Source organism: Terriglobales bacterium, assembly GCA_035457425.1.
Classification (GTDB): domain Bacteria; phylum Acidobacteriota; class Terriglobia; order Terriglobales; family Acidobacteriaceae; genus JACPNR01.
In genome coordinates this window covers 1-19,064 of the sequence record DATIBR010000002.1, presented here as the reverse complement: position 1 = coordinate 19,064, position 19,064 = coordinate 1, and the positions used below count along the sequence as shown (strand labels likewise).

Annotated in this window: 19 protein-coding genes; 5 read left to right on the top strand and 14 right to left on the bottom strand. The window is 66.9% G+C overall.

What is annotated here, in order from left to right; translation table 11 throughout:
* Nucleotides 1–290 precede the first annotated feature (290 nt).
* The 4 genes from VLA96_00130 to VLA96_00115 all read left to right on the top strand — a co-directional run bounded on the left by VLA96_00130 (nt 291) and on the right by VLA96_00115 (nt 3,135).
* Complete coding sequence (locus VLA96_00130; GenBank protein ID HSE47594.1) at nt 291–911, top strand: transposase; 621 nt, start codon at nt 291–293, stop codon at nt 909–911.
* Between the two features lie 15 nt (nt 912–926).
* The gene (gene lpxD, locus VLA96_00125; protein ID HSE47593.1) at nt 927–1,919 is read left to right on the top strand and encodes a UDP-3-O-(3-hydroxymyristoyl)glucosamine N-acyltransferase; all 993 of its coding nucleotides are present in this window, start codon (nt 927–929) and stop codon (nt 1,917–1,919) included.
* Nucleotides 1,919–2,716 (top strand): response regulator, encoded by a 798-nt coding sequence (locus VLA96_00120; GenBank protein ID HSE47592.1) that lies wholly within the window; start codon nt 1,919–1,921, stop codon nt 2,714–2,716. Before lpxD ends, VLA96_00120 begins: the two co-directional genes overlap by 1 nt.
* A gap of 107 nt (nt 2,717–2,823) precedes the next feature.
* Nucleotides 2,824–3,135, top strand: a complete 312-nt coding sequence (locus VLA96_00115) for a hypothetical protein (protein ID HSE47591.1) — start codon at nt 2,824–2,826, stop codon at nt 3,133–3,135.
* On the opposite strand, the gene VLA96_00110 is transcribed toward VLA96_00115, so the two are convergent.
* The 14 genes from VLA96_00110 to VLA96_00045 all read right to left on the bottom strand — a co-directional run bounded on the left by VLA96_00110 (nt 3,136) and on the right by VLA96_00045 (nt 18,570).
* Nucleotides 3,136–3,489 carry a VOC family protein gene (locus VLA96_00110; protein HSE47590.1) on the bottom strand — a complete coding sequence of 118 codons (354 nt, stop codon included), beginning with the start codon at nt 3,487–3,489 and terminating at the stop codon, nt 3,136–3,138.
* Between the two features lie 58 nt (nt 3,490–3,547).
* A complete protein-coding gene (locus tag VLA96_00105) occupies nt 3,548–4,270 on the bottom strand; it encodes a lysophospholipid acyltransferase family protein (protein ID HSE47589.1) in 723 nt (240 codons plus the stop codon).
* Entirely contained in the window at nt 4,270–6,057 is a 1,788-nt protein-coding gene (locus VLA96_00100) for a PDZ domain-containing protein (protein HSE47588.1), read from the bottom strand. The genes VLA96_00105 and VLA96_00100 overlap by 1 nt, the downstream gene beginning before the upstream one ends.
* Complete coding sequence (mpl, locus tag VLA96_00095) at nt 6,054–7,493, bottom strand: UDP-N-acetylmuramate:L-alanyl-gamma-D-glutamyl-meso-diaminopimelate ligase (GenBank protein ID HSE47587.1); 1,440 nt, start codon at nt 7,491–7,493, stop codon at nt 6,054–6,056. Before mpl ends, VLA96_00100 begins: the two co-directional genes overlap by 4 nt.
* A 1-nt stretch (nt 7,494) precedes the next feature.
* Complete coding sequence (locus VLA96_00090) at nt 7,495–8,484, bottom strand: LD-carboxypeptidase (GenBank protein ID HSE47586.1); 990 nt, start codon at nt 8,482–8,484, stop codon at nt 7,495–7,497.
* 10 nt (nt 8,485–8,494) lie between these two features.
* The gene (gene dapF / locus VLA96_00085; protein ID HSE47585.1) at nt 8,495–9,280 is read right to left on the bottom strand and encodes a diaminopimelate epimerase; all 786 of its coding nucleotides are present in this window, start codon (nt 9,278–9,280) and stop codon (nt 8,495–8,497) included.
* Nucleotides 9,281–9,284: 4 nt separating this feature from the next.
* The gene (locus tag VLA96_00080) at nt 9,285–9,764 is read right to left on the bottom strand and encodes an MgtC/SapB family protein (GenBank protein HSE47584.1); all 480 of its coding nucleotides are present in this window, start codon (nt 9,762–9,764) and stop codon (nt 9,285–9,287) included.
* 22 nt (nt 9,765–9,786) lie between these two features.
* Nucleotides 9,787–11,334 carry a hypothetical protein gene (locus VLA96_00075; GenBank protein HSE47583.1) on the bottom strand — a complete coding sequence of 516 codons (1,548 nt, stop codon included), beginning with the start codon at nt 11,332–11,334 and terminating at the stop codon, nt 9,787–9,789.
* A gap of 238 nt (nt 11,335–11,572) precedes the next feature.
* Nucleotides 11,573–12,484, bottom strand: coding sequence for a PfkB family carbohydrate kinase (locus tag VLA96_00070; protein ID HSE47582.1), 912 nt, complete (start codon nt 12,482–12,484; stop codon nt 11,573–11,575).
* On the bottom strand, nt 12,485–13,363 hold the full coding sequence (mtnP, locus tag VLA96_00065) for an S-methyl-5'-thioadenosine phosphorylase (protein HSE47581.1): 879 nt from the start codon (nt 13,361–13,363) through the stop codon (nt 12,485–12,487).
* Between the two features lie 44 nt (nt 13,364–13,407).
* Entirely contained in the window at nt 13,408–14,940 is a 1,533-nt protein-coding gene (locus tag VLA96_00060; protein HSE47580.1) for a hypothetical protein, read from the bottom strand.
* 61 nt (nt 14,941–15,001) lie between these two features.
* Entirely contained in the window at nt 15,002–16,960 is a 1,959-nt protein-coding gene (locus VLA96_00055) for a prolyl oligopeptidase family serine peptidase (GenBank protein HSE47579.1), read from the bottom strand.
* 27 nt (nt 16,961–16,987) lie between these two features.
* Complete coding sequence (locus tag VLA96_00050) at nt 16,988–18,049, bottom strand: isocitrate/isopropylmalate dehydrogenase family protein (protein ID HSE47578.1); 1,062 nt, start codon at nt 18,047–18,049, stop codon at nt 16,988–16,990.
* Complete coding sequence (locus VLA96_00045) at nt 18,049–18,570, bottom strand: hypothetical protein (protein HSE47577.1); 522 nt, start codon at nt 18,568–18,570, stop codon at nt 18,049–18,051. The genes VLA96_00050 and VLA96_00045 overlap by 1 nt, the downstream gene beginning before the upstream one ends.
* Nucleotides 18,571–18,670: 100 nt before the next feature.
* On the opposite strand from VLA96_00045, the gene VLA96_00040 reads away from it, so the two are divergent.
* The coding region (locus VLA96_00040; GenBank protein HSE47576.1) for a hypothetical protein at nt 18,671–19,064 on the top strand (394 nt) is incomplete at its 3' end.

Here is a 19,064-nt window from a genome sequence, read left to right as displayed (position 1 = left end):
CGCACCGCGCTCGACTCGCTGACCGTGCTGGCCGTCATCGGCGGCGCCGCCGGCCGCCGCCGCAAAGCCGCCGCCGCCCCGGCAGGGCAGGAAGAGCTGTTCCGGGAGTAGGCTCCATTCTCGTCAGTGCTGGCGTCAGGGCTGTTCCGAACTCAGAACAAACTCTCATCTCTCATAGCCGAGGCCGCCAAGCCCGGCACAATCGAGCCCGCAGGGCGGCATTCGTTAGCCCAGCACGTAACTGCTGGGGACGCGCGCCCCATCACACTCCGGAGTCCGGAGGACGGCACATGAGCCACTCCTACAACAGCAATCTTGTCCACGCGTTCTTCGCCACCAAGGAACGCCAGCCGCTCATCCCGGAAGACCGCCAGGAGAACCTCTGGGCGTATTTCGTTGGCATCGGCAAGAATCTGGGCTGCCCCGTGATGGCCGCGGGCGGAACCGAGAACCACGTCCATCTGCTGTTCGTGCTCGACCAGAAGATCGCGCTCTCGACGGCGATGCAGAAGTTCAAGGCCAACTCATCGCGCTGGATGGCGGAGCATGGTGAAGAATTCTCGTGGCAGGAAGGGTTCGGAGCGCTGAGCGTGAGTCCGTCGCAGGCGCCGTGCGGGTCAAGGAGTACATCGCCCACCAGAGGCAGCACCACGCGAAGCGCGATTGTCGAGCCGAGTTTTTGGAGTTCTTGCGGGCAGCAGGCATCAAGGCCGGCGACGGTTTCTAGTGCCGTCCCTGAAGGGACTCTGCCGGAATGGGGAACCGCTCTCCCAGCACTTACGTGCTGGGCTTACGAATGCCGTCCCGCTGTGCGGGACTGGCGCACTAGCAGGTTGTCGCATCTTCAGGTTTACCGGAATCCGTGGTCGCGTTTCCTCCCTTCTCTCGCCACATCCTCCCTCCTCCGTTAGAATCGCTGGTTCGCGATGAAGCTCTCTGCCATCGCCGCCAAGCTAGGAGCGCGTCTCGACGGAGCGGACGCCGAGATCACCGGCGTCGCCGGCATCGAGGAAGCCGCGCACGGGCACCTTACCTTCGTCGCCAACCCCAAGTACGCGGCCGCCGCCAAGACCACGCAGGCCTCCGCCGTCATCGTCGACGAGAACTTCCCAGCCCTCGACAAGCCGACGCTGCGCACCAGGAACCCGTATCTTGCCTTCGCCAGGGCCATCGAACTCTTCTACCAGCCGCCGCAGTACGCGCCCGGCATCGACCCGACGGCGCGCGTGCACCAGTCGGCGAAGCTCGGCAAGAATGCTCACGTCGGCCCCTACGTCATCGTCCAGGAAGACGTGACCATCGGCGACCACGCCACGCTGCTCGCCCACGTCGTGATCTACCGCGGCGCCAGGATCGGCAGGAACTTCTTCGCGCACGCGCACGCGGTGGTGCGCGAGCACTGCGAGCTCGGCGACAACGTCATCCTGCAGAACGGCGTGGTCATCGGCGCCGACGGCTTCGGCTTCGCCAAGGACGACGCCGGCAAGTGGCACAAGATCGTGCAGTCGGGCCGCGTGGTCATCGCCTCGAACGTGGAAGTCCAGGCGAACGCCTGCATCGACCGCGCCTCGGTGGGCGAGACCCGCGTCGCCGAGGGCGCGAAGGTCGACAACCTCGTGCAGGTCGGCCACGGCTCGTCGGTGGGCGAGAACACGCTGCTGTGCGCCCAGGTCGGATTGGCCGGGTCCACCGAGGTCGGCAAGAACGTCATCCTCGCCGGCCAGGTCGGCGTCGCGGGCCACTGCAAGATCGGCGACGGCGCCGTCGCCACCGCGCAGAGCGGCATCCCCAACGACGTCGAGGCCGGCAAGGTCGTCTCCGGCTACCCCGCGATCGAGAACCGGCAATGGCTGCGCGCGGTCGCCATCTTCAATAAACTGCCCGAGCTGGCGAAGAAGCTGCGCGGAGGCAAGGACTGATGCCCGACGAGCCCAAGGGACCGGGACTGCGCGTCGTCGCGCGCAACGACCCCAAGCCCATCCGCGTGCTGCTGCTCGACGACCGCGAAGAAAACCTTCTCTTGCGCTCGACCATCATCCGCCAGCACGGCTACGAAGCCGTGACGGCAGCCTCCATCGAAGAGGCCGAGGCCAAGCTGCACGAGATCGACATCGCCGTCCTCGACTACCACCTGGGCGCGGGCAAGTTCGGCACCGACGTCGCCGACTCACTCCGCAAGAAGCGCCCGCAGGTGCCCATCATCATCCTGTCGGCCACGCTGGAGCGGAAGTTCGGCGGCATCGCCGACATGCACCTGCTCAAGGGCTACAGCTCGACCGACGACCTGATCGCCGCGCTCCGCAGCTTCGAAGCCAAGAAGCGCGGCAAGCCCGTCGTGGTCGACGCCCGCGACTTCTACTACTCGCGCATCTCCATGGCCATGGGCGACGACGTCGCGCTCGAGATCCTCGACGCCGCCGGCGACTGGCAGTACGTCAACGATTACTTCGCCAGCCTGTTCGAGAAGAAGCGCGACTGGTTCGTCGGCAAGAACCTGTTCGAGAGCTTCCCGGAGCTCGCCGAGGAGTGGCGCGAGATCGTGAAGACCGTCGCCGAGACGCGCGAGACCTACATCGACCGCGGCATGCGCGGCATCCCGCACCTGCCCAAGAAGAACCCGCGCTACGTCTGGAACGTGCTCGTCTTCCCGCTCAAACTGGCCGGCGGCGAGCCCGGCGTCGTGGTGAGCGCGCGCATCATCGAAAAGAAGTTTTGAGAAGAAGACTCCTGAAAAGCCACACCACAAAGGGCACAAGGGTTTCACGAAGGGCCTCACGGAGGACCTTGGTGCGTACTTTGTGTCCTTTGTGGTTGGCTTTTGTCTTGCTGCTCTTGGCCTGCTCTTCCCCGCGCGCCATCGTCCGCATCAAGAATGTCGGGACGAAGCCCGTGACTGAGGTCGAGCTGAACTACGGACGCATGTTCGGCGTCGCCGAGCTGCGCCCCGGCGAGACGCGCGAGCGCAACGTCCCCATCCCCGACTCCGCCGACCTCACGCTCCGCTTCTACGATTCCGCAAACCAGCTCCACAGCGCCAAGGGCCCGCGCGTCGAGAAGGACTCCACCGGCGTCATCGAGGTGCGCATCTCCGACGCCGGCGCGGTGCAGTGGGCGGTCGACGTCCATCCGAAATAGCTACTCCGGCTCCGACCCCAGCCGCAGCACGTTGCCGTCCGGGTCTTCCACCTGGAACTCCAGCGCCCACTGGTAGTTGGTCGGCGGCAGGATGATCTTCGCCCCCGCGGCCTTGAGCTGCTCGTGCAGCTTGCGCGCGTCGTCCACGCCGAGCCACACCCACGCGCCGCCTTTTCCCTGCGCACTGCGGCAGAGGTACATGGACGCGCCGTCGCGCTCGACCATCGCGAAGTCGTTGGTGCTCCACTCGGCTTTCTTGAACCCCAGCTTGCCGAGATAGAAGTGCAGCGCACGCTGCATGTCTTCCACCCGCAGGATGGGTTGCGAACGCTCGAAGTGAACTTTGTCGGCCACCTTTCCTCCTTGCCGGCGGCAAGCTGCCGCCGGTCCTGCCGGCCGGAGGCCGGCGCTCCTACCTTCTCTGTTCCGGCAGCGGCGCCGCGATCGCGCTGCGCACCGCCGCCATCAACTGGTCCTTGTCGCTGAACTTCGCCGGGTCGAGCGGCTCGTGGAACAGCACGCGCACCATGCCCGGCAGCGCGTAGCTTTGTCCCTTGGGCATCAGCTCGAAGCTGTTGAGGATGGTCATCGGCACCACGGGCACGCCGGTCTCCATCGCGAGGTAGAACGGGCCCTTCTTGAACGGCAGCAGCTTGCCCTCGCGCGAGCGCGTGCCCTCGGGAAACACCGTCATGTTGATGCCGGCGCGCATCACGTCGCCGGCGGCGCGCAGGCTTTGGATGGCGGCGTCGCGGTTCGAGCGGTCCACCGGCACCAGCGACCCCAGCCGCATCGCGCGGCCGAGGATGGGGATCTTGAACAGCTCCTTCTTCACCAGCACCGAAGTCCGGCGCGGGAGCGCCGGCACCACCACCGGCGGGTCGATGTTCGACACGTGGTTGCACATGTAGATGTAGGTCGCCTTCGGGTCGATGTGCTCCAGCCCCTCCCGTTTCACGCGGATGCCGGCCAGCCGCACCGCCGCCCGCGCGCCGAACATGCCGCAGGCGTAGAGAAACTCCACGCTGCCGGTGAGGAACGTCCAGGGGAATGCAGCCAGCGCCGCCAGCGGCAGATAGAGGACGAGGAACAGCAGGACGAGCGCGGTGCGCAAGATGGCGACCGCTTGCCGCACTATGGCTCTGCCTCGCCGCGCAGCCAGGCGGTGCGGCGAGCGCGTTGCGGCGGCGTCACGCGCTCCAGGTCCGAGAAGCTGTATTCGTCCTGCGCGTGGCCTCCCAGCGTGAGCTTGAGCTCGCGCGAACCCTTGCGGCCGACCACGCGCAGCTTCACGGTGTCGCCCACGCGCAGCTCGGCGAGCCGCGCGTCGAGGTCGCCGGTCAGCGTGCGGCCGTTCACCGCGACGACCTGGTCGCCCTGCTCCAGTCCCGCGCGCTGCGCTTCGCTGCCCTCTTCGATCAGCACCACGACCGGCGGCTGGTCGAAGTTCCGCACCGTCGTGAACCCGACATACGGAATGGTGATCTGCTTGCGGTTCAGCCGCAACCCCACCGTCGCGAACATCTGGTCGTACGGCAGCTCGTCGAGCCCCGAGACGTAGCGCGTGAAGAACCACCCGAAGTCCTTTCCGCTGATCGCCTCGGCGGCCTCGCGCACGCCGGCGCCATCCGGGAACGGCCGCCCCTCGTGCGCGTACTTCGTGTTCATGTACTGGAAGAGCTCGCGCAGGCTCTTGCGGCCGTTGGTCGCGTCGCGCAGCGCGAGGTCGAGCAGCACGCCCAGGATCTCGCCCTTGTTGTAGTACGAGATGGAGCGGTCGGGCAGCCGGTACTGCGGATACTTGTCGAACCAGGTGTCGAGCGACGAATCCTCCACACTCTGTGTTCTGTGCGCGGGCCGCAGCTGCAGCGTGCGGATCTCCTGCGCCAGGTTCCCCAGGTATCCGCGCTCGTCGAAGTAGCCGGTGCGCGCCAGCATCAGGTCGCCCACGGTTGAGGTGAAGCCCTCGCTGAACCACAGCGAGCGCGTGTACTGCTCCCTGGTGTAGTCGATGGGCTCGAGCGACGCCGGCCGCAGCCGCTTCACGTTCCAGAGGTGGAAGAACTCGTGCGCGGTCAGGCTCGGCAAGTCGAGCGGCGAATCCTGCAACCGCTCCGCATTCAGGTCGATGACGGTCGAGTACGCGTGCTCCATGCCGCCCGAGCCCGGCCCGTGCCGGAAGTGGTAGAAGAACGTGTACTCCGTGAACGGCCGCTCGCTCATCCACTCCACCGTGGACTTGGTGATCTTCTTGGCCATCGTGACCACGGCGTCCATGTTGAAGTCGCCCGGCTCGGCGTCGACCACGATGTGGTAGCGCGCGCCATCCTGGTCGTAGGAAGTCCGCTCCAGCTTCCCGATGTCCACCGGCCCGTCCACCAGCCGGTCGTAGTTCCGCGCGGTGTAGGTGTGGCTGCGCTCGTCGAGCACCGCCAGCGGCGTGGCGATCGTCCACCCGGACGGCACGTCGGTGAACTTCACCGTCATCGCGGCTTCGCGCGCGTCCACCGGGTACATCAGCAGCTGCGCCAGGTTGAAGAACGCGTGCTCGTTGTTCACCTGCATGCTGTAGGGCCCGGAGACGTCGGCGTAGACCAGGTACTCCACGCTCGCGCCCGCCTCCGCGCCCGAGATGCGCCACGTCGTCTTGTCGAGCTTGCGCACGGGCAGCGCGCGGCCCTGCGCGTCCGTCGCGCGCACGTACCGCACGTACTGCGCGAAGTCGCGGATCTGGTAGAGCGCGTTCCACACCGGCAGCTGGATGTCGCGCTCGGCGGCGGTGCCGGCCAGTTGCATGCGGACCCGCACCAGGTGCGCGCGCGCGTCGCGCAGCGAGACGGTGTAATCGACCGGCACGGCGGGCGAGGCCCAGGCCGTGACCGCGGCGAACAGCAATAAGGTGAGCGCGATCTGGCGTCTCAAGCTTTGCTCGGGACCTCGTGGAGGGTTTTCAGGCGTTCCGGAAGTTTCTCATAGATGCCGCCGAATCCGCCGTTCGACAGGATGACGACGACCTCGCCCGGCCGCATCGCCGGCGCCAGCCTGGCGACGATGGCGTCGGCGTCGGGGAATTCCGACGCTGCCTTGCCCAGCTTCTTCAGCCCGGCGACGAGCGCCGACGTTTCCAGCCGCTGGCCTTCGGGGATGGCCTCCGGCCGGAAGACGCTCGCGATCGCGACCGCGTCGGCCAGCGCGAGGCTCTTGATCAGCTCGTCCTCGAACACCTTGCGGCGCAGCGTGTTCGAGCGCGGCTCGAAGATGGCCCACACGCGCCTGTCCGGCCAGCGGGTCCGCACCGCCTTGAGCGTGCCGGCGATCGCCGTGGGGTGGTGCGCGAAGTCGTCGATGATGGTGATGCCGGCCACCTCGGCCTTCACCTCCAGCCGCCGCTTCACGCTCTTGAAGCTCTTCAGCGCCTCGGCGACCTTGGTGGGCGCGATGTCGTAGTGCGACGCCAGCGCCGCCGCCGCGGTCGCGTTCAGCACGTTGTACTCGCCGGTGAGCCCCATCTCCAGCTCCGCCCACGGCTTCCCTTCCTTCTCCACGCGCCACATCGTGCGCTCCGGCTGGTATTCGACGCCCGCGATGCGCCAGTGCGAACCCTCGCGGAACCCGTAGCGCTCGACCGTGCAGAATGCCTTCGCCAGGCACTCGTCCACGTTCCCGTCGTTGTCGTGCGCGACCAGGAAGCCCTTGCGCGGCACCAGGTTCACCAGCCGCTGGAACGCCGTCTTCACCGCGTCGAGGTCGGGGTAGATGTCGGCGTGGTCGTACTCCACGCTCGTCAGGATGGCCGACTGCGGCAGGTAGTGCAGGAACTTCGGGCCCTTGTCGAAGAACGCCGTGTCGTACTCGTCGCCCTCGATGATGAAGTGCTGGCCCTGCTTCACGGCGAAGCTGGAGCCGAAGTTCTCCGCGATGCCGCCGATCAGGAACGACGGGTTCTTGTTCGCCGTCGCAAAGATCCAGGCCAGCATCGAGGTCGTGGTGGTCTTGCCGTGCGTGCCCGCGACCACCAGCGACTGCCGGGTCCGCAGGAACTGCTCCTGCACCACCTGCGGCAGCGAGCGGAAGACGATGCGCTCGTCGAGCACGTACTCCAGTTCCGGATTGCCGCGCGAGATCGCGTTGCCCACCACCACCAGGTCGGGCCGCGGCTTCAGGTTCGCTTCGCCATAGGGCTGCGCCACCGGGATGTTGAGCGACGCGAGGAAGTCGGACATCGGCGGATACACCGCGTTGTCCGACCCGGTGACCTTGAACCCGCGCTGCTTCAGCATGCCGGCGAGCGAGGCCATCGCGGTGCCGCAGATGCCAATGAGGTGGACGTGCTGCTGCGATGCGTCGCCGGCGCGCATGCTACGAGCGCCCTCGGGCCGACTGGCTGCTTTGCGCGGACGACGACCGCGGCTCGGTCGCCGCTTCCACGATGGTGACGCGCGCTTCCGCCTGCGCCCGCACCTGCGCCCGCACGCCGATGGGCAGCGTGATGTTCTCGCCCGCCACGTGCCCGGAGCGCAGCCCGTACACCACCGGCACGCCCAGGTCGCCGACCACGCGGGTCACGACTTCCTCCAGCGTGTACGTCTGCTCCGGATGCTGGATGCAGTCCAGCATCTCGCCGAACAGGATGCCGCGCACGCCGTCGAACTTCCCCGCCAGCTTCAGCTGCATCAGCATGCGGTCGATCTGGTAGGGCTTCGCGCTCACATCCTCCAGAAAGAGGATGGCGCCGTCGGTCGCGATCTCGTACGGCGTGCCGAGCGAGGCGGCCAGCAGCGACAGGCACCCGCCGTACAGCACGCCCTCCGCGCTTCCCTTCACCAGCACGCGCAGCGCGCGGCCGCTCGCCACGTCCCACTCCCGCTTCCCGCCGACCGCCGACTTCCATGATTCCAGGTGCACGCCGTCATTGGCGGCGAAGTCCTTCGTGATCATCGGACCGTGGAACGTCACGAAGCCCGCCTCGTCGGCGAAATACGTGAGCAGCGTCGTCAGGTCGCTGTATCCGCAGAAGATCTTCGGATGCGCCGCGATCTTCTCGATGTCGAGCTCTTCCAGCAGGTAGTTCGCGCCGTACCCGCCGCGCGCGCACAGGATGGCGCGCACGTCCTCGCGCTCGAACATCTCTTCCAGCTCGCGCGCGCGCCGCTTCACCGTCCCGGCGAAATAAAGGTCCTGGTCGAGGATGGAGGGCAGGTAGAACGGCCGGTAGCCCATGCGCTCGAGCGTGAGCACGCCCGCCTCGAGCAGCCCGGGCTGGATGTTCGACGCCGGCGCCACGATGGCGACGGTATCGCCCGGCTGGAGCGCGGGCGGCTTCACGCGGGGCGGTGGCGGCGTGGGCATCCCGCCCATCTTAAACGAAGTATTCCCCGCGGCAGACCAGCTGCGCCGGTCCGTTGAGGTAGACCGACTGGCCCTCCCAGTGGACCGTCTGCACCCCGCCCGGCGCCACCACCTTCAGCGGCGACGCCGCCTTCCCGGCGTGGATGGCCGCCACCGCCGAGGCGCACGAGCCGGTCCCCGACGACCGCGTCTCGCCTACGCCGCGCTCGAAGAAGCGCGTCTCGATCTCGTCGCCGCGGGACGGCTTGACGAGCTCAACGTTGATCCCATACTTGAAGTCGTGGTGCTTGCCGATCTCGGCCGCCTCCGCCTGCCAGCCCGGCCCGAATCCCGAGACGAATACCACGAAGTGCGGGTTCCCCATGGAGACCGGGATGCCGCGTACCTCGCCGAACGCCAGCTTGATGGGGAACTCGTCGCCGATCTGCGGCTCGCCCATGTCCATCTCGAACCAGAACTCGTTCTCCTGGCGCGCGGTCAGTCTGCAGCGCTTGATGCCGGCGCCGGTCCGCACGGTGACTGTGTCGCCGCTGTGCTCTGCGATCCAGTGCGCCGCCACGCAGCGCGTGCCGTTGCCGCTGATCTCGGCCTCGGAGCCGTCGGCGTTGAACAGCCGCGCGCGCACCGTGGCTTCCTTGTCGGGCAGCAGCCACTCCACGCCGTCGGCGCCCACGCCGTTGTGCCGGTCGCAGATCTTCTTGGCGAACGCCGGCAGGTCGGCGGGGGCGTGCATCCCGTCGATCAGCAGGAAGTCGTTGCCGCACGCCGACGCTTTGACGAACGGGATCGCGGGCATCGTCTTACTCGGCGTCTCCGGGCGCGCCCAGCTTCTGCTCCAGCTTTTGCTCCAGCCGGCCGAGCGCGTAGAGCACGAGCACCACCAGCACGGTGGCGAAGATCGCGACCAGGTACAGCCCGCCGCCGACCGCCATCCCGATGGAAGCGATCATGAACAGGCTCGCCGCGGTGGTGAGCCCGGTGACGCTGCCCTTCGCATGCAAAATGGCGCCCGCGCCGATGAACCCGATGCCCGGGATGATCTGCGCCGCGATGCGCGTGTGGTCCCCGCCGTAGGTCTGCGCAAGCTTGTCGGAGAGCAGCGTGAACATCGCCGACCCGATGCAGAGGAACATCGTGGTCCGCAGCCCGGCGGGCTTGCGCTTCAGCTCGCGCTCCAGCCCGACCACTCCGCCCAGCACCGCCGCCAGCACCAGCCGCAGGATCGCCTGCGACAGGAACAGCGAGTCGAACGTCGTCAGCTCCTGCGATAGCCCGTGCATAAAGTCGAGCGATTCTACATCCTTAGCGCGCGCGCTTCACCGCGTAGAGCACGGCCGCTTCCTCGCCGTTGTAGTCGATCACCGTGAGCGTCAGCAGGTCGGCCTTGTGCTCGCCGGCCGCGCGCGCCACCGGGTCGCCGGGAAACGCGACCAGGACGTCCGCGTACGGCTTCGGATCCTCCAGCGCCCGCTCCCACAGCCCGTGCGGCATCTCCGAGCGCAGGTGCGTGCTCTCGTTGATGGTGCGCTTCAGCGGGATGCCCGCTTGCTGCAGCGCGCCGCCGTGCTCGCCGAGATAGACCATGATGCGCGACTCCGCCGGCAGCTCCCGCAGCGTCTCCGCCACCATGCGTTCCACCGCGACGCGCCGCTTCCCGTTGGCCTGGGCTTCGCGCAGGGTGATCGGCGTCGCGCGCCACACGTAGGGGAGCGGCCCGAGCGCAGCCACCACGATCACGAGCTGCGCCAGGTTCGCGATGGCGCGATACCGCAGGCGCGTCGTCTCCGCGAGCGCCCACATCAGGCCCAGACTCACCGCCACCGCCGGCAACAACTGCAAGCCGTAGCGCACGTTGTAGTAGGAGTGCGGCCACCACACCGGCAGGAAGATGGGCACGCTGCCGTAGGCGACCGAAAGCGCGTAGAACGCCCACGGCAGCCACAACAGCAGCACCGGCAGCCATCGGCGGCTGACCGTCAGCGCGATCCCCAGGCACGCGAGCGCGCCGAAGAAGAGCACGTGCTGCCAGGCGCCTTCGGCCAGGTTCATCTCCGCCGCTTTGCGGACGAACGTCTGCGCCACCCACAGGTCGTGATGGCCGGGATGGAAGACGCCGGGCGTCGAGGTCCGCTCCGCGATGGCCTTCGCCGAATATGGCCCAAGCGCGAAGTCCAGCGGATGCCCGTTCAGCACCCAGTTGTAGGCCAGCCAGAAGACGGGCGCCGCCAACGCGATCAGCGCCAGGTTGCGCACGCCGCGCCAGAGCGGCGCGTGCTTCTGCTCCAGGAACTGCCAGCCGCGGCGCCGCACCAGCACTGCCAGCGCCGCCGCCACGAAGAACGGCCCGGCGAACCATCCGTCGTAGCGCGTGAGCACCATCGCCGCGATGCACAGGCCGCACTTCGTCGCTGCGCGCGAAGCGCGACGGTATCCATCTTCTCCGGTAGGCGCGGGCGACTCGCCCGCGCTGGACCGGCGAGTCGCCGGTCCCCACCCGTCCGAGGGCGAGCGCGACTCCTCCACGAACTCCGTGAAGTACGCTGTCGCCCAGAGGAAGAGCGCGAGATACAGCGACTCCGTCATCGCGGTCGCCTGCATGTACAGCAGGTTCGGGTTGAGCGCGAAGACCGCCGCCGCCAGCCCCGCCGCCGCGCGCGACTCCGTCAGCCGCAGCGTCAGCCGGTAGAGCCCGACGCACGCGAGCACGTACGCCGCCATCGAATACACAGACCCGCCCACGCCCGACTGCCACCAGCCGAGCGGCACGATGAACGGCAGGATGAGCACGTGCGGCAGCGGCAGCCACACCGTCCCGAATCCGAAGAGGCTCGGCGTCTGCGAGTCGAACACGCGCCGCGCGATGGTGATGTGAGCGACCGCGTCGCCATACAGCAGGAACTCGCCGCTGCGGTAGTAATAGACAAACGCCGCCAGGGACGCGAGGGCAGAGAGCCCAGCGACGATCCAGGGATCGTGGTTCGTTGCCTCAGCGGCTAAAGCCGGTTTCTTCTCCAGAGCTTTTCGGCGCGGCCAAAGCCGCGCCCCTCCGAAAGATAGCTCACGGCCACTGTGGGCCGTGGGCTGTGGACTACTCCAGGTGCGTCAGCTCGCGGAACAGTTCGAAGCGCAGGTCGATCTCCTCACGCGTCAGCTCCTGTAGCCGCTCGGTCCCGAAGCGCTCCACCGCGAACGAGCCCATCACGCCGCCGTAGAACATCGCGCGTTTCAGTACGTCGCCGTCGAGCGTGCCCTGCGATGCGATGTAGCCCATGAAGCCGCCGGCGAAGCTGTCGCCGGCGCCGGTCGGGTCGCGCACCTCGTCGAGCGGCAGCGCGGGCGCGCGGAACGGGTGCCGCTGGTCGGAAAAGAAGATCGTCGCGCCGTACTCGCCATGCTTGATGACGAGCGCCTTCGGTCCCATCGCGCGGATCTTCCGCGCCGCGCGCGGCAGGCTCGCGTCCGCCGCCAGCATCTTCGCCTCGCCGTCGTTCACCAGCAGGATGTCTACCAGCTTCAGCGTCTCGCCCAGTTCGGCGCGCTTGCCGCTGATCCAGAAATTCATGGTGTCGCCGCCGGTCAGCTCCACGTCGCTCATCTTGCGCCGCACCTCGGCCTGCAGCACCGGGTCGATGTTGGCGAGAAACAGGAACTCCGAGTCCTGGTACTCCGCCGGGATCTGCGGCCGGAACGTCTCGAAGACGTTCAGCTCGGTGAGGTGCGTCTTCGCCTCGTTAAGGTTCTCGCCGTACTCGCCCGCCCAGTGGAAGGTCTTCCCTTTCGCGCGCTGGATGCCGCGCGTGTCCACGCGGCGCCGGCGCAGCACCTGCTCGTGTTCCGGCGCGAAGTCTTCTCCCACAACGGCGATCACGCGCACGTCGGTGAAGTAGCTGGCCGCAAGCGAGAAGTAGGTCGCCGAGCCGCCCAGGATGCGCTCCTTGCGCCCATAGGGCGTCTGGATGGTGTCGAACGCGACCGACCCGACGACGAGCAGCGAGCTCATCTACGCCCCGGCCTTCTCGCCCAGGTACTTCCCGAGCAGCAGGTGCAGCTTCTGCTTCACCTCCGCCGGGATCGCCTTGCGATCGGTCAGGATGGCGTTGGCCAGGGCCGCGCCGCACTTGCAGCCGCGCTGCTTCGGCATCGCCGCCACGGCGTGCTTCACCAGCGCGCACGCGTTCTCGGCGTTCTTCAGCAGGTTGGCGACGATCTGGTCCACGGTCACCGACTCATGCGAGTCATGCCAGCAGTCGTAGTCGGTCACCATCGCGACCGTCGTGTAGCAGAGCTCCGCCTCGCGCGCGAGCTTCGCCTCCTGCAGGTTCGTCATCCCGATCACGTCGGCGCCCCACGAGCGGTACAGGTTCGACTCCGCGCGCGTCGAGAACTGCGGCCCTTCCATGCAGACGTAGGTCCCGCCCAGCTTCGCCGTCACGTCCGCCTTCTTGCCCGCGGCCTGCGCGACCTTGGAAAGCTCCGCGCACACCGGGTCGGCGAATGCGATGTGCACCACCACGCCTTCGCCGAAAAAGGTGTCCACGCGGTGCCGCGTGCGGTCGATGAACTGGTCGGGCAGCACGAACTCCAGCGGCTTGTGCTCTTCCTTGAGCGACCCCACCGCCGACACCGACAGGATGCGCTCCACACCCAGCGCCTTGAAGCCGTAGATGTTCGCGCGGAAGTTCAGCTCGCTGGGGTTCACGCGGTGGCCGCGGCCGTGCCGCGACAGGAACGCGACGCGCCGCCCTTCGAGCGTGCCGAGGTGGTAGGCGTCCGAGGGCTTGCCGAAGGGGGTGTTGACCTGCTTCTCGGTGAGGTCGGTCAGCCCGGGCATCTGGTACAGCCCGCTACCGCCGATGATCCCGATCTCTGCTTCCGCCATGTGCGCTCCGGTGTGTGAGAGGAACGCGAGATTATACAAGGCGCCTACTGTGGACTGTGGACCGTGGACTGCGGACTCGCCAGCGCTCCCGCCGCCTTCTGCAGCTTCGCCGTGACCGCGTCGTCGAACGTCTCCAGCACCAGCACCACGCTCCCTTGCTGCTCGATCGTGACCATGCCCTCGTCGGTCATCCAGCGCTCGCCGCCCGCACAGGTGAAGCAGCGCTCGCGCGCCTTCTCTTCCGAGCCCGTGGCCTTCGCTTTTTCGCCCTCGTCATTCAGGCTCTGCGCGAACCGGTACTTCACCAGCAGCAGGCTGGCATAGCGGTGCGCCCACTGCGACGCCGCCTCAGGCGTCTTCCAGCGCGTCTCGGTCAGCATCGCCAGGCACGCCACGCGCTGCGCTTCCAGCGCCTTCGCCTCCGCCGGCTTCGCCGCGCAGTCGAAGTTCCCTGCCTTGCCGGTGCGGCGGCCCGCGGCGTAGTAGGCTCCGCCCCGCCACTCCGGCGCCAGCCGCTCCGCCGTCTTCTCGCCCGCGAACTGCTTCAGCAGGGTGTAGACGTCGAACTGCCCCACGTTCCCCACGTCGTAAGGCTCGTACGTCTCTCCCAGGATGCCGAGCATGTCGGGCAGCCGCAGCGGCTCGAGCTTCTCATTCGCCAGGTAGGCCGCCGGATCCATGACTTCGTGCGTGTTGCGCGGCGCCCGATTCAGCACGCCCGAGAACGCCACCTGCTTGCCTCCCTGCCGCATCATCTCCTGCACGAAATCCAGGCCGTAGGTGTAAGGGAAGATGAGCGCGTCGCGCAGATAGAGCGGCGCGCTCGCCAACTGCGGCATGTCGTTCATCCGCGCCGTCTGCGCCTTCAGCATCTGCCCGATGAGCGGCGAGTCCAGCAGGGTCCGCCCGGTCGGCGCCAGCATGTAGTCCACCAGCACGACCATCGCCTGTCCCTCGACCACCGCCTGCCGTCCGGTGCTGGGCTCCTCGATCCCGACCTCCAGCTCGCCGCGCTTCTTCAGCAGCGCGTCCTGGTCCTCGTCCTTCAACGCCTTCTTCATCGACTTCTCGAGGTCGAAGTTCTGGTCCTGGAGCGCGTGCGTCAGCTCGTGCGCCAGCACCGGCTTCTGGCCTTCGGGCTCGATCCAGTCCAGCAGGTACACGGTCTTCGTCTTGGAGTCGTAGTAGCCCGCCACCTGCTCCTCCAGCAGGTCGCCGAGGAACTTGTCGAGGTCGAACTCGCGCGGGATCAGCCCCAGCTTCTTCAGCACGATGGAGGCGCGCTGCAGCCGCTTGGTCTCTTCGTCGTCGCGGTTGCGCTCGGTGATGTACTTGCGCAGCTCGGCGCGCGTCGTGAGCTTGCGCTTCACCGAGTGCTTGATCGGCAACCCGGTGTCTTTCGAGACGAACTGCAATATCTCGTCGACCTGCGCGAACAGCTCCTTCGCCTCGGCGGGCGTGATCTTCCGCTCCGCCTTCTTCTCAGGCGCCTGCGGCGGCGCGGGCGGAGGCGGCTGCTGCGCCGCCACGGCAATGCCGGCGGCGACGAGGACGGCGAAGACACGGAACAGGCGCATCAGGGCTCCGGGAATAAAAGGAGGCGGGCGAGTCCGCCCGCCTCCCTCCATCCTATCCGACTTACTTCAGCAGGTACTCTTTCAGGAACATCACGGTCGCGTAGAACAGGTAGTCGGCGTTCTTCTTCTTCGCGAAGCCGTGTCCTTCGTCGTTGGCCATCAGGAACCACACCGGCGTCCCGCTGCCGCGGATCTTCTGCACCATCTGCAGCGCCTCGCTCGCCGGCACGCGCGGATCGTTCTTCCCCTGCACCACGAAGATCGGCTTCCTGATCTTCTCGGCGTTGTTGATGGCCGCGATCTTCTGCATGAACTCGCGCATCTTCGGGTCGCGCTCGTCGCCATACTCCACCCGCCGCAGGTCGCGCCGGTAGCCCGAGGTGTTCTCCAGGAACGTCACCAGGCTCGAGATGCCGACGTAGTCCAGCGAGCAGCAGATCTTGTCCGAGTAGTTCCACGAGACCTGCAGCGACATGAACCCGCCATAGCTGCCTCCGATGATGAAGATCTTGTCCGGGTCGATGTCCGGCCGCGTCTTCAGGTGGTCGAGCAGCGCCCCGATGTCCCAATACGATTTCTCGCGGTTGAAGCCGTTGTCGGCCGCCAGGAACGTCTTGCCGTAGCCGCTCGACCCGCGCACGTTGGGATAAAGGATGGCGACGCCCAGTTCCTTCAGGTAGTAGTTGTTGCGGCCCAGGAAGCCCGGCGACGATTGCCCTTCCGGCCCGCCGTGGATGTTGATCATCACCGGACGCTTCCCGGCGAACTTCGCCGGCGGCTTGTAGAGGAAGCCGGAGATCTCCATGCCGTCGAAGCTCTTCCACTTCACCAGCTCCGGCTCCTGCAGGTCGGTGAGCACCGCGCCGCCGGTCTCACTCATCGTCCAGCGGTCCACCTTGCCGGTGCGCACGTTGACCGACCACACGTCGACCGGCGAGCTCGCCATGTCGAGCCCGAACGCCAGGTCCACGTTGTTGTCGTGCCACTCGATACCCGCCACGTTCCCTGCCGGCAGCTTGGGCGCCGGCTTCTCTTTGTTGGTCCTGGTGTCGAGCATGTGCAGCTTCTCGATGCCGTTCTCGTTCACCAGGAACGCGATGGTGCGGCCGTCGTCCGACAGCTCCACCTGGTCCACGTCCCACCGGATGTGCGACGTCAGGTAGCTGTGCTTCTTCGTCGCCAGGTCGATGTAGGTCAGCCGCTGGAACTCGTTCTCCTTGTCGGTGGTGACGTACAGGCCCTTGCCGTCCTTGGAGAAGTTGACGTTGTTGTAGACCACCTTCTCGCCGCCCTTGGGCGTGAACAGCTCCTTCGTCCCCTTCGCCACGTCGACGATCCAGATGTAGCTCTCGTTCGCCGAGATGAACTCCGCGAGCGCCAGCTTGCTGTCGTCCGGGGACCAGTCTTCCACCGACCAGCCGCCGCCCTTCAGTTCCAGCAGCATCTTGTCCGTCTTCGGGTCCTTCGGGTCGATGATCCAGATGTCGACGTCGTCACCGGTGCGGCGCGTCGAGCCGTAGACCGCGCGGTCGCCCTTGTTCGAGAAGTTCCAGTCGGTGTTGCGCGACTTGCCGTCGGTCAGCAGCGTGATGTCGCCGCTCGCCACGTCGTAGCGGTAGAACTGGAAGAACTCGTCGCCGCCCTTGTCCTTGGAGAACACGAAGTAGCTGCCGCGCTTCGGCTCGTACCAGCCGCCGCCCACCCGGTCGGGATAGAACGTGAGCTGGGTGCGCGCGCCGCCCGGCGTCGTGAGCCGGTGGATCTGCGCGGTGTCGGCGAAGCGCGTGCCGATCAGCATCTCGCGCTTCGTCGGATGCCAGCTCCGCAGGCCCGCGGTGCGGTATTCCGTGTACCGCGCCACGTCTTCCACCAGGCTCATCGGGATGGCCGGCACGTTCTCGACCACCAGGTTGTCGTATGGCTTGAGCGTCGCCGGCTCGGCCGGCTTCGCGGCTTGCTGCGCAAAGACCGGCGCGCACAGCGCCAGGACCAGTACCCACAGCATTCGCTTCATCTTCATATCAGTCCTCTTGGATTTGATTCGGACCTATCCGCGCGCGACCTGCTCGGCGAGGAACGCCGCGCACGCCTTCGTGCCCAGCGACCCGCCCACGTCGCTCGTCGTCTTCTTCTGCCGCACTGCTTCCAGGATGGCCTTGTCTATCTTTTCTGACTCCCGCTTCAGCCCAAGGTGAGCGAGCATCATCGCCCCGGTCGCGACCGCGCCGATGGGGTTGGCCATGTCCTTGCCCGCCAGCGGCGGCGCCGACCCGTGCACCGGCTCGAACAGCGACGTCTTCCCCGGGTGGATGTTCCCGCTCGCCGCCATCCCCAGCCCGCCCTGCAGCGCCGCCGCCAAGTCCGTGATGATGTCGCCGAACAGGTTGTTGGTCACGATCACCTCGAACTGCTTCGGCTCGCGTACCATCTGCATGCACAGCGCGTCCACGTACATGTGCGACGGGCTGATGTCCGGGTACTCCGCCGCCACCTGCTTGAACACGCGCTGCCACAGCCCGTGCGCGATGGTCATCACGTTCGACTTGTCGGACATCAGCACCTTGCTGCGCTTTTCCCGCCGCGCCAGTTCAAACGCGTAACGGATCACCCGCTCCACGCCCTTGCGCGTGTTGTAGTCCTCCTGGATCGCGACCTCGCCGGCCGTGCCCTCGCCCGTCAGGCTGCCGCGGTCCACGTACAGCCCCTCGGTGTTCTCGCGCACCACGACGAAATCGATGTCCGCGGCCTGGGCGTGCTTCAGCGGGTTGAGCGACTCGTCCAGGCACTTCACCGGCCGCACGTTCGCGTACAGGTCCATCTTGAAGCGCATGCCCAGCAGGATCTCTTTGGCGTGGATGTTCGTGGGCACGCGCGGATCGCCCAGCGCCCCTACGAAGACGGCGTCGAACTCGCGCTCCAGCTTGCGAAAGCCCGACTCGTCCGCGTAGCCCGGCAGCGTGGTGCCGTCCTTGAGGTAGCGGTCGGCGCCCCAGTCGAACTCCGTGAACGCCAGCGGCGCGTTCGTCGCGCGCAGCACCTCGAGCGCCGCCGGGATGACTTCTTTGCCGATGCCGTCGCCGGGGACGACGGCGATGCGCTTCTCCGCCACTAGCTCTTCACTCGCGTGTATTCCATCTTCGCCGTCGTCATGTTGCCCTTGCCGTCGTCGTAGGACCAGGTCTGGACGTGGTGGTCGGCGTCGACGATGGTGATGACCAGCTTCTTCATGTGGCCGCCCCGCAGGTTGGTGCCGTCGACGAAATCGAACTCGAGTACGCTCGCGTCAGGCATCGCCGTAAGCCGCATCCGCGGCTGGTTCTGCCCCGAGCAGTAGTGCGTCGCCATCAGTTGCTTCTCGCCGTCGGGATGGAACATGGTGATCATCTCGGTGGCTTCGTTGTGCTCGTCCATGCTCAGCATCATCGCCGAGCCCGCCGAGACCACCTTGAAGTTCGCCATCCCCTCGAACGTACCCTCCGGGCCGACATACTTCCCTTTCCAGTCGCCCGCCAGCGTCTTCAGGCGATCGAACGCGGCATTGGGGACCGGCTTGGGACGATGCTCTTGCGCGACGAGCGAGACGGCTGCGAACAGACAGAGCGAGACTGCGAGGAAGCGAAGCGTTCGCATGGGGTTCCTCCTTAGGACTGCGTGCGCGGGACTGGCGATGATAGCCCGTCCGCCGCCCCCGGCCAAGCCGCGGCGCACAGCTATAATCGAAGGTTCCGCTATGGTCGAGACCCCACTCCATGACGCGCTCGCTGCCGCCGGCGCCCGCTTGGGCGAGTTTTGCGGCGCGATCACCGCTGCGTCCTTGGGGGATGTGGCGAAGGAATATGCCGCGCTGCACTCGGGCGCGGCCGTCTACGACCTCGGCTACCGTGCCAAGCTGTTCGTCAGCGGCAACGACCGCGTCCGCTGGTTGAACGGCATGGTCACGAACAACATCCGCGACCTGGCGCCCGGCCGCGGCAACTACAACTTCCTGCTCAACGCCCAGGGACACATCCTCGCCGACATGTACATCTACAACGCCGGCGACTTCTTCATCGTCGACACCGACTTCGAGCAGGAAGAACGCGTGCTGCAATTGTTCGAGAAGTACATCATCATGGACGAGGTCG

What these genes read in the sequence shown, in the direction of transcription:
- VLA96_00055 (HSE47579.1), bottom strand. Translation starts at nt 16,960, where the DNA reads ATGAAGATGAAGCGAATGCTGTGGGTACTGGTCCTGGCGCTGTGCGCG.
- VLA96_00045 (HSE47577.1), bottom strand. Translation starts at nt 18,570, where the DNA reads ATGCGAACGCTTCGCTTCCTCGCAGTCTCGCTCTGTCTGTTCGCAGCC.
- VLA96_00130 (HSE47594.1), top strand. Translation starts at nt 291, where the DNA reads ATGAGCCACTCCTACAACAGCAATCTTGTCCACGCGTTCTTCGCCACC.
- VLA96_00070 (HSE47582.1), bottom strand. Translation starts at nt 12,484, where the DNA reads ATGAGCTCGCTGCTCGTCGTCGGGTCGGTCGCGTTCGACACCATCCAG.
- mtnP (HSE47581.1), bottom strand. Translation starts at nt 13,363, where the DNA reads ATGGCGGAAGCAGAGATCGGGATCATCGGCGGTAGCGGGCTGTACCAG.
- VLA96_00060 (HSE47580.1), bottom strand. Translation starts at nt 14,940, where the DNA reads ATGCGCCTGTTCCGTGTCTTCGCCGTCCTCGTCGCCGCCGGCATTGCC.
- dapF (HSE47585.1), bottom strand. Translation starts at nt 9,280, where the DNA reads ATGCCCGCGATCCCGTTCGTCAAAGCGTCGGCGTGCGGCAACGACTTC.
- VLA96_00120 (HSE47592.1), top strand. Translation starts at nt 1,919, where the DNA reads ATGCCCGACGAGCCCAAGGGACCGGGACTGCGCGTCGTCGCGCGCAAC.
- VLA96_00080 (HSE47584.1), bottom strand. Translation starts at nt 9,764, where the DNA reads ATGCACGGGCTATCGCAGGAGCTGACGACGTTCGACTCGCTGTTCCTG.
- mpl (HSE47587.1), bottom strand. Translation starts at nt 7,493, where the DNA reads ATGCGCGCCGGCGACGCATCGCAGCAGCACGTCCACCTCATTGGCATC.
- VLA96_00090 (HSE47586.1), bottom strand. Translation starts at nt 8,484, where the DNA reads ATGCCCACGCCGCCACCGCCCCGCGTGAAGCCGCCCGCGCTCCAGCCG.
- lpxD (HSE47593.1), top strand. Translation starts at nt 927, where the DNA reads ATGAAGCTCTCTGCCATCGCCGCCAAGCTAGGAGCGCGTCTCGACGGA.